Raw genomic sequence first — 9,264 nt, 5'->3', positions numbered from 1 at the left:
GTCGGAGGGCTGGCTGCCCGTCTGACCGAAGCCGGAGACGGAGAGCCGCGGCATGGCCGTGGGGGGGGCGCGCCCGCACCGGGCGGGTGCGGGGCGGGGGGGGGGGGCGGGGCCCCGCCGCCCCCCCCCGCGTGGCGTTGGCGGCGGGGGCGCCCGGGGGCCCCCCCCCCCCCCGCCGGGGCGGCGCGGCCCGCGCCCCGGGGGGCGCCGCCCCCGCCCCCCCGCGGCAGGGGGACTGTCACACCGCCCACCAGACGGTGGTGTCGGCGGGCAGCTCCACGACGCCTTCTCCGTGGGAGACCGGCTCGTTGGAGAGGAGGAACCGGCCGGGCAGCGGGACGGAGATGGCCCGGCCGGTGGTGTTGGCGGTGCAGACGAAGCCGTCGCGGCGGAAGGAGAGCACACCCTCGGGTGCCTCCAGCCACTCGACGCCTTCGCCCGCACCGAGTTCGGGTCGCTCGCGGCGCACCGCGAGCGCGCTGCGGTACAGCTCCAGGGTGGAGCCGGGGTCGCCGGCCTGCGCCTCGACGCTGAGCGCGCCCCAGGTCGCCGGCTGCGGCAGCCAGCTGCCGCCGCCACCGAAGCCGTACGAGGAGCCCTCGACGGTCCACGGGATCGGCACCCGGCAGCCGTCGCGGAAGCCGTCCTGGCCGGTGGCCCGGAAGAACGACGGGTCCTGGCGGACCTCGTCCGGCAGGTCGGTGACGTCCGGCAGGCCGAGCTCCTCGCCCTGGTAGACGTACGCCGATCCGGGCAGCGCCAGCATCAGCAGGGTCGCCGCCCGGGCCCGGCGCAGACCGAGCGCGCGGTCACCGGGCGTGCGCAGCTGGGTGCCGAGGCCCGCCGGGTTGGCGAAGCGGGTGGCGTGGCGCGTGACGTCGTGGTTGGAGAGCACCCAGGTCGTCGGGGCGCCGACCGGCCGCATCGCGGCGAGGGAGGCGTCGATGACCCGGCGCAGCTCCTCGGCGTCCCAATGGGTGCCGAGGTACTGGAAGTTGAAGGCCTGGTGCATCTCGTCGGGGCGGACGTAGTGCGCGGTGCGCTCGACCGTCGGGGTCCACGCCTCGGCGACGAGGACGCGCTCGCCGTCGTACTCGGAGAGGACCTGGCGCCAGGAGCGGTAGATCTCGTGGACGCCGTCCTGGTCGAAGAACGGCATGACGTCGTTGCCGAGCAGCTTGAGCTGGTCGTGGGCGCCGATGTCCGGCAGCCCCTCGGCCTTCACCAGGCCGTGGGCGACGTCGACGCGGAAGCCGTCGACTCCCATGTCGAGCCAGAAGCGCAGGATGGAGCGGAACTCGTCGCGTACGGCGGGGTGTTCCCAGTTGAAGTCGGGCTGCTCGGGGGCGAAGAGGTGCAGGTACCACTCCCCGGGAGTACCGTCCGCCTCCTCGACTCGGGTCCACGCCGGGCCGCCGAAGATGGACTCCCAGTCGTTGGGCGGCAGTTCGCCGTTCTCGCCCTTCCCCGGGCGGAAGTGGTAGCGCTCGCGCAGCGGGGAGCCGGGGCCCTCGCGCAGTGCGCGCTGGAACCACTCGTGCTGGTCGGAGGAGTGGTTGGGCACCAGGTCGACGATGATCCGAAGGCCGAGCCCGTGCGCCTCGCGTATGAGGGCGTCGGCGTCGAGGAGGCTGCCGAACATCGGGTCGATGGCCCGGTAGTCGGCGACGTCGTAGCCGGCGTCGGCCTGCGGGGAGGCGTAGAACGGGCTGAGCCAGACGGCGTCGACGCCGAGGTCCTTCAGGTACGGCAGCCGGCTGCGGATGCCCTCCAGGTCGCCCATGCCGTCGCCGTTTCCGTCGGCGAAGCTGCGCGGGTAGACCTGGTAGATCACCGCGTCTCTCCACCAGCCCGTGTGCGTGCCGGTGGTCGGGGCGGCGGCGGGGGCAGCGAGATGCTGGGTCATGTCTTCCTTGAGAGGTAAGGAGGTGCGTGCGTGTAGGGTGTTCGGGCTCAGCCCTTGACGGCGCCGGCGGACATGCCGGTCACCAGGTGCCGCTGGGCGAAGAGGAACACCAGCGCCGCGGGGATGGCGATGAGCACGGAGGCCGCGGACATCGGACCCCACTGGGCGCCGTACTGGTTGACGAACTTCTGCAGGCCGCCCGCGAGGGTGAGGTTCTCGTCCCCGACCATGAACGCGGAGGCGTAGGCGACCTCGCCCCAGGCGGTGATGAAGGAGTAGAACGCCGTCACCGCGATGCCGGGCTTGGCCAGCGGAAGGATCAGCCGCCAGAACGTGCCGAACGGGTTGAGGCCGTCGACCTGGCCCGACTCGTCGATCTCGCGCGGGATGGTGTCGAAGAAGCCCTTCATCATCCAGGCGCAGAAGGGGACGGCGATGGTCAGGTACGTGATGACCAGACCGGCCGCCTTGTTGAGCAGCCCGAGCGTCGCCATGATGTTGTAGATCGGCACGATCAGGACGGCGACCGGGAACATCTGGGTGACCAGCAGCGTCCACATCAATCCGCGCTTGCCGGGGAACCGGAAGCGGCTGACGGCGTAGCCCGTGGTGGAGGCGACGAAGACGCCGAGGACCGTGGTGAGGCCCGCGATGAGCAGCGAGTTGCCGAACCATGCGAGGAACTCGGTGTTCTCCAGCAGGTCGGTGTAGTTCGCGAGCGTCGTCTCCTTGAAGAAGTCCGTGGTGGTCGCGTACTTCGCCGGCTTGAGCGACGTGAGCAGGACCCACAGCACCGGGAAGACGGCGATCACGGAGGCGACGACGAGGGTCGCGTGCAGTCCGATCGAGGCGAGCGGCGAGCGGCGGCCTCGGATGGGCGTGTTGGTGGCGGTGGTCACCAGACTTCTCCCTGCTTGCGGAGGACGCGCCGGTAGATCGCGGCGAAGACCATCAGGAGGACCAGGATCAGAACGCCCCAGGTGGACGACTGGGCGAAGTCACGCGGGCTGATCTCGAAGGAGAACTTGTACGCCTGGGTGACCAGGATCTGCGTGGCCTCACCGGGTCCGCCCCGCGTGAGCAGGAAGATCACCGGGAACATGTTGAAGGTCCAGATGGTGCTCAGCAGGATCACGGTGGTGGACACCGAGCGCAGCCCGGGAAGCGTGATGTTCCGGAAGCGCTGCCAGGCGTTCGCGCCGTCCATCTCGGCCGCCTCGTACAGCTCGCCGGGGATCGACTGCAGTCCGCCGAGCAGGGCGACCATCATGAAGGGGACGCCGAGCCAGACGTTGACGGCGATGACGGAGAACTTGGCCCAGGTGGGGTCGTTGAGCCACGGCACGGCGTCGATGCCGCCGCCGGCGAGGATCTGGTTGAGCATGCCGCGGCGCTCGTCGTACAGGAAGCGCCAGGCGAAGACCGAGACGAAGCCGGGCACGGCCCAGGGCAGGATCAGCATCATCCGGTAGAAGGAACGGCCGGCGATCCTGCGGTTGAGCAGGTTGGCGAGGCCGAGACCGAGGCCGAAGGTGACGGAGACACAGCACACCGTCCACACCAGGGTCCAGCCGAGGGTGCTGAAGAACTGCCCCCCGGTGAGGGCCTCGACGTAGTTGTCCAGGCCGACGAACTCGTAGGTCGCGGGAATCTCGTTGACGCCGATGCTCCGCGCGACGTTGCGCTCGTTGGCGTCCGTGAGCGACAGGTAGAACCCGCGTACCAGCGGGTACCCGATGATCACGCCGATCACGATCACCACCGGGGCGACCATCGCCCAGGCGTACCAGTGTGTGGAGAGGGAACGGCGCACCTTTCCCCCGGGGATGCCAGTACCACGGTGGCGGCCGCGGGCGACGTCGCCCGCGGCCTTCACCGCCGACTGGCTGCTGGTGTCCACAGCCATCAGCCGGCCTGCCTTCCTGATTACTTCCAGTCCTTCAGGAGCTTGCGGTAGGCGTCACCCGTCGCCTTGGCGCCCTGCTCCGGGGTGGCCTGGTTGGTGAGGACCTTCGTGTACTCGGTCTGCATCGGCGCGAAGAGGCTGCCGCCCTCGGGGATCCAGGGGCGCTCGACGGCCTTCTCGACCACCGGCTTGAAGAAGCCGATCATCTCGTTGCTCGCGACGTCCGGCTTGATGTACACCGACTCGCGGGTCGGGAGCAGGCTGAGCTCCTTGGCAGCGGTGGTCTGCGCCTCGACGGAGGTCATGTACTCGACGAAGGCGTAGGAGGCGTCCAGGTTCTTGGAGCCCGCGTACACGGCGAGGTTGTGGCCGCCCTGCGGGGCGCCCTGGCCGGCGGAGCCGGCGGGGACCGGCGCGATGCCGAGGTTCGCCTTGTCGGCGAACTCCTTGCCCGCGTAGGTGTCGGCGACGGCCCACGGGCCGTTGATCATCATCGCGACCTTGCCGTCCTTGAAGGCGGCCTGCATGTTGTCCCAGCCGTTGGTCGCGTCGGTGATCGCGGCCTTCGAGTCGACGAGGTCCTTCACGGTGGAGAAGGCCTTGACGCCGGCGGCGTCGTCGATCGTGACCTTCTTCTGCTCGGCGTTGACCATGTCGCCGCCCTCGCCGTACAGGAAGGAGAGGAACCAGTAGGCGTCGTCGCCGCGCAGGTAGAGACCGGTCTTGCCGGTCTTCGTCTTGATCTTGGTGGCGACGGACTTGAGCTCGTCGACGCTCTTCGGGACCTCGACTCCGGCCTCCTTGAAGATCTTCTTGTTGTAGAAGATGCCCATGGAGTCGATGACCTGCGGGACGCCGTAGGTCTTGCCGTTGTACTGGGTGGAGGCGGCGGCCTGCTTGAGGAAGTCCTTGTCGTCCTTCAGCGCGGGGGTGCCGTCCAGCGGCGCGAGGTAGCCGAGGTTCGCGAAGTCCGGGGTCCAGGCGACCTCGGAGCGAATGACGTCGGGGGCGCCGGAGCCGGACTGCGCGGCGTTCTTGAACTTGTTCTGCGCCTCACCGAACGGCACGTTCACGTACTTGACGGTGACCTTGGGGTGCTTCTTGGTGAAGCCCTCGGCGATCTTCTTGAAGACCTTGTCCTCGGAGCCGACCGTGGAGGTGTCCCACCAGGTGACGGTGCCGGAGAGCTCGCCGGAGCTCTTCGAGCCGCCGCCGTTCGAACCGTCATCGCTTCCGCACGCCGCCAGGGTCACGCCCAGGGCGGCGACCAGCGCGGTGGCCGCTATGCCACGCCGCATGTGAACTCCTTCAACTGATCCCGGGGTGACGAGGGGGTGGAACCTGCCTCATGCGACCGCTCCCTCGCGGCGCTCCGGGTTGCCAGGAACGTAACAGGGATGAAAACGAGCCGAAAGAGCTTGCGGGAACTTTCTGCAAGGGACGGCGATCGTTACATCGGCGTGTCCTGAAGGTTGCCGACGAGTCGCTTGACAGAGCGCTCCGTCGCTCTCCAGGCCCTCTTGCGGCTGCCCGAGCGGCTCTGCAAGTCTTTGCATCATCTCTTGCAGGGCCGTTTCACGGCCGCTCCGACCTCGTTGTCAGTACGACGCCCCGCCCCAGGAACACGCGAGAGGGACACCGCACATGGCCCACGAGCTCACCTCACCGTCGTTGTCGGACTCCGCAAGCTCTTGCGAGGGCCCCGCCCGCCCCGGCTGGTGGCGGGACGCCGTGATCTACCAGGTGTACGTCCGCTCCTTCGCGGACAGCGACGGCGACGGGATCGGGGACCTGCGCGGCGCGCGGGAGCGGCTGCCGCACATCGCGGAGCTCGGCGCGGACGCGGTCTGGCTGACGCCGTTCTACGCCTCCCCGCAGGCCGACGGCGGCTACGACGTGGCGGACTACCGCGCGGTGGACCCGGTCTTCGGGGACCTGGCGGACGCCGACGACCTGGTGCGGGCGGCGCACGCGCTCGGCCTGAAGGTCATCGTGGACATCGTCCCCAACCACACCTCCGACCGGCACCCGTGGTTCGTCCAGGCGCTCGCCGGGGTGGGCCGGAACCGGTACGTCTTCCGGCCAGGGCGGGGGCCGGGCGGCGCCGAGCCACCCAACGACTGGGAGTCGGTCTTCGGCGGCCCCGCGTGGACCCGGGTCGCGGACGGCTCCTGGTACCTGCATCTCTTCGCGCCCCAGCAGCCGGACCTGGACTGGACGAACGCCGACGTACGGGCCGAGTTCGACTCCGTGCTCCGGTTCTGGCTGGACCTGGGGGTGGACGGCTTCCGGATCGACGTCGCCCACGGCATGGTCAAGGCGGAGGGCCTGCCCGACATCGGGCACGGGCAGCAGGCGAAGCTGATCGGCACCCAGCGGCTGCCCTTCTTCGACCAGGACGGCGTGCACGAGATCCACCGGGGCTGGCGCCGGCTCCTGGAGTCGTACGGCCCCGACCGGATCGGGGTCGCGGAGGCCTGGGCGCCGACGCCGGAGCGGCTCGCCCTGTACGTACGCCCCGACGAGCTGCACCAGGCCTTCAACTTCCAGTTCCTGAACTGCCCCTGGGACGCGGCGGCGCTGCGGTCGATCGTCGACGAGTCGCTGCGCGCCACGGCCTCGGTGGGCGCGCCGACGACCTGGGTGCTCTCCAACCACGACGTCGTACGGCACAGCACGCGGTACGGCAGCGCGGCACGCGCGCGTGCGGGGGCGCTGCTGATGCTGGCCCTGCCCGGTTCGGCCTACGTCTACCAGGGCGAGGAGCTGGGCCTGCCGGAGGTGGTGGACCTTCCGGACGCGGTCCGGCAGGACCCGGCGTTCCTGCGCGGCGACGGACAGGACGGGCTGCGCGACGGCTGCCGGGTGCCGCTGCCGTGGACGGCCGACGGACCGTCGTACGGCTTCGGGCCGGGCGGTTCCTGGCTGCCGCAGCCGCCGGAGTGGTCCGCCTTGAGCGTCGAGGCCCAGAGCGCCGACCCGTCCTCCACCCTGGAGCTCTACCGCCGGGCGCTGAGGCTGCGCCGCGACCACCCGGCGCTGGGCGCGGGCGACGCGGTGGAGTGGCTGGACGGCCTCCCGGAGGGGGTGCTCGCCTTCCGCCGCCGGGCGGCGAACGGCGACGACGTCCTCGTCACCCTCAACACGACGGAGCGGGAGGCGGAGCTGCCGCTCACGGGCGCACCGCTCCTGAGCAGCGCGCCGACCGGTCCCGTACTCCCCTCCCCCGCAGGGGAGTTCGACGGCCGCGCCGCGCCCGCCCACAACGTCCGGGTTCCCGCCGACTCCTGCGTTTGGTGGGCAATCTGACGTGCGACCGGTACAGTCCAATCCCATGACCGCGCGGCTTGCCGACATCGCAGCCCAGGCGGGGGTCAGTGAAGCCACAGTCAGCCGCGTGCTCAACGGCAAGCCCGGTGTGGCCTCGGCCACCCGTGAATCCGTGCTTGCCGCACTCGACGTCCTCGGATACGAGCGTCCCGTCCGGCTGCGCCAGCGCAGCGCCGGGCTCGTCGGGCTGATAACCCCCGAACTGGACAACCCGATCTTTCCCGCGCTCGCGCAGGTCATCGGGCAGGCCCTGACCCGGCAGGGCTACACCCCCGTGCTCGCCACGCAGACCCCCGGCGGGTCCACCGAGGACGAGCTGACGGACATGCTCGTCGAGCGGGGTGTCTCCGGGATCATCTTCGTCTCCGGGCTGCACGCCGACACCACCGCCGACATGACGCGCTACGACCAGCTGCGCGGCAAGGGCGTCCCTTACGTCCTGATCAACGGCTTCTCCCCCAAGGTGCAGGCCCCCTTCGTCTCGCCGGACGACCGGGCCGCGATGCAGCTGGCGGTGACCCATCTCGCCGCGCTCGGCCACACCCGGATCGGACTCGCGGTGGGCCCGAAGCGGTTCGTGCCGGTGCTCCGCAAGATCGAGGGGTTCCAGCGCGGGATGCGGGAGCGGCTGGGCCTGGCCCCGGAGGAGTCCGAGGTGCTGATCCAGCACTCGCTGTACACGCTGGAGGGCGGCCAGGCGGCCGCCGGAGCCCTGATCTCCGCCGGCTGCACGGCCGTCGTCTGCGCGAGCGACATGATGGCGCTGGGCGCCATCCGGGCGGCCCGGCAGCAGGGGCTCCAGGTCCCCAGGGACGTCTCGGTGGTCGGTTTCGACGACTCCCCGCTCATAGCGTTCACCGATCCGCCGCTGACCACGATCCGCCAGCCCGTGCAGGCCATGGGCCAGGCGGCGGTCCGGGCGCTGCTCGAAGAGGTCGGGGGCACCCCGGCGCCGCACAGCGAGTTCGTCTTCATGCCTGAGCTGGTCGTTCGCGGTTCAACCGCTTCCGCGCCCAGTCAGGGAAACCCCTGACGCGGACCGCGCACGGACTCCGTCTCAAGACGGACCGTGTGCGCCCCGAACCCGTCGGAGGGATGATCGGACGAGGGGCATGGATCTGGCAGACTCTCCTCCTATGGGTGAAGCGACCGTGAAGAGTTTGGAAGGCCGGACGGCGGCCAGCCCGTCACCCATGCTGGACGGTGACGGAGTGCGGGCCCGGCTCCGCATGCCGCGACGGCCCCGGATCTGGTTCGAGATCCTCCTCATCGGCGTCAGCTACTGGACGTATTCGCTCATCCGCAACGCGGTACCGGAGCAGAAGGCCCAGGCGCTGAAGAACGCCGACTGGATCTGGGACATCGAGAAGAGCCTCGGGCTCGCCTTCGAGCAGACCGTCAACCACGCCGTGAACTCGGTGACGTGGCTGATCGTGTCGATGAACTACTACTACGCCACCCTGCACTTCGTCGTGACGATCGGTGTGCTCGTCTGGCTGTACCGATGGCAGCCGGGCCGTTACGCGGCGTCCCGCACGGTCCTGTTCGCCACCACCGGTGTGGCCCTGGTCGGTTACTACCTGTATCCGCTCGCGCCGCCCCGGCTGATGAACGGCCAGTCCTTCGTCGACACGGTCCTGGTCCACCACACCTGGGGCTCGATGGCCTCGGGCAACCTCAAGAACATGTCGAACCAGTACGCGGCCATGCCGTCGATGCACATCGGCTGGTCGCTCTGGTGCGGTCTGACCCTCTTCGCCCTGGCCTCCGCGCCCTGGGTGCGCATCCTCGGCCTGCTCTACCCGGCCGCCACGCTGGTCGTCATCGTGGCCACCGCCAACCACTTCTGGCTGGACGCGGTCGGCGGCATGATCTGCCTCGCCTTCGGCTTCGCCGTCTCCTACTTCTGGTACGGCTCGCTCCCCAAGGGCCTGCCCAAGCTGGTCGAACCGGCCGCACCGGTGGCCCGGGGCGGCCCACGACGGGCCGGGGCGGACCACGATGCCGAGTCGGAGTCCGAGTCCGTCTCCGAGAAGGAGCACGCGGCCAGGTAGGCCCTGCTACCCGTTCGGATCCAGGACGAGGGGGGGCGTCCTCCGCCGCCATCCAGGCGTCGAACGGG

General features: G+C 70.2%; 7 protein-coding genes. 3 read left to right on the top strand and 4 right to left on the bottom strand.

Annotated features, from left to right (window positions below):
- Window positions 1-238: 238 nt before the first annotated feature.
- Genes ACWF79_RS31500 through ACWF79_RS31485 form a run of 4 tightly spaced genes read right to left on the bottom strand, consistent with a single transcriptional unit; the run spans window position 239 to window position 5,110 of the window.
- Window positions 239-1,906 carry a glycoside hydrolase family 13 protein gene (locus ACWF79_RS31500; RefSeq protein ID WP_453731588.1) on the bottom strand — a complete coding sequence of 556 codons (1,668 nt, stop codon included), beginning with the start codon at window positions 1,904-1,906 and terminating at the stop codon, window positions 239-241.
- Window positions 1,907-1,953: 47 nt separating this feature from the next.
- Complete coding sequence (locus tag ACWF79_RS31495; RefSeq protein WP_453731590.1) at window positions 1,954-2,808, bottom strand: sugar ABC transporter permease; 855 nt, start codon at window positions 2,806-2,808, stop codon at window positions 1,954-1,956.
- Window positions 2,802-3,812 carry a carbohydrate ABC transporter permease gene (locus tag ACWF79_RS31490; RefSeq protein WP_453731587.1) on the bottom strand — a complete coding sequence of 337 codons (1,011 nt, stop codon included), beginning with the start codon at window positions 3,810-3,812 and terminating at the stop codon, window positions 2,802-2,804. Before ACWF79_RS31490 ends, ACWF79_RS31495 begins: the two co-directional genes overlap by 7 nt.
- 20 nt (window positions 3,813-3,832) lie before the next feature.
- The gene (locus tag ACWF79_RS31485) at window positions 3,833-5,110 is read right to left on the bottom strand and encodes an extracellular solute-binding protein (RefSeq protein ID WP_453731586.1); all 1,278 of its coding nucleotides are present in this window, start codon (window positions 5,108-5,110) and stop codon (window positions 3,833-3,835) included.
- Window positions 5,111-5,456: 346 nt separating this feature from the next.
- Between ACWF79_RS31485 and ACWF79_RS31480 the strand changes: the two genes are divergently transcribed.
- From ACWF79_RS31480 to ACWF79_RS31470, 3 genes are all read left to right on the top strand, one after another.
- On the top strand, window positions 5,457-7,121 hold the full coding sequence (locus ACWF79_RS31480; protein ID WP_453731585.1) for a glycoside hydrolase family 13 protein: 1,665 nt from the start codon (window positions 5,457-5,459) through the stop codon (window positions 7,119-7,121).
- Between the two features lie 25 nt (window positions 7,122-7,146).
- Window positions 7,147-8,175, top strand: a complete 1,029-nt coding sequence (locus ACWF79_RS31475; protein WP_453731584.1) for a LacI family DNA-binding transcriptional regulator — start codon at window positions 7,147-7,149, stop codon at window positions 8,173-8,175.
- A 103-nt stretch (window positions 8,176-8,278) separates the two neighbouring features.
- Window positions 8,279-9,196 carry a phosphatase PAP2 family protein gene (locus ACWF79_RS31470; RefSeq protein WP_453731583.1) on the top strand — a complete coding sequence of 306 codons (918 nt, stop codon included), beginning with the start codon at window positions 8,279-8,281 and terminating at the stop codon, window positions 9,194-9,196.
- The last annotated feature ends 68 nt before the right edge of the window (window positions 9,197-9,264 follow it).

It is taken from the genome of Streptomyces sp. NPDC054975 (genome assembly GCF_053609105.1).
This window is presented reverse-complemented; position numbering and strand designations above follow the sequence as displayed.

Coding starts and splice junctions, on each gene's coding strand:
- ACWF79_RS31500 (WP_453731588.1), bottom strand. CDS start 1,906: ATGACCCAGCATCTCGCTGCCCCCGCCGCCGCCCCGACCACCGGCACG.
- ACWF79_RS31490 (WP_453731587.1), bottom strand. CDS start 3,812: ATGGCTGTGGACACCAGCAGCCAGTCGGCGGTGAAGGCCGCGGGCGAC.
- ACWF79_RS31485 (WP_453731586.1), bottom strand. CDS start 5,110: ATGCGGCGTGGCATAGCGGCCACCGCGCTGGTCGCCGCCCTGGGCGTG.
- ACWF79_RS31480 (WP_453731585.1), top strand. CDS start 5,457: ATGGCCCACGAGCTCACCTCACCGTCGTTGTCGGACTCCGCAAGCTCT.
- ACWF79_RS31475 (WP_453731584.1), top strand. CDS start 7,147: ATGACCGCGCGGCTTGCCGACATCGCAGCCCAGGCGGGGGTCAGTGAA.
- ACWF79_RS31470 (WP_453731583.1), top strand. CDS start 8,279: ATGGGTGAAGCGACCGTGAAGAGTTTGGAAGGCCGGACGGCGGCCAGC.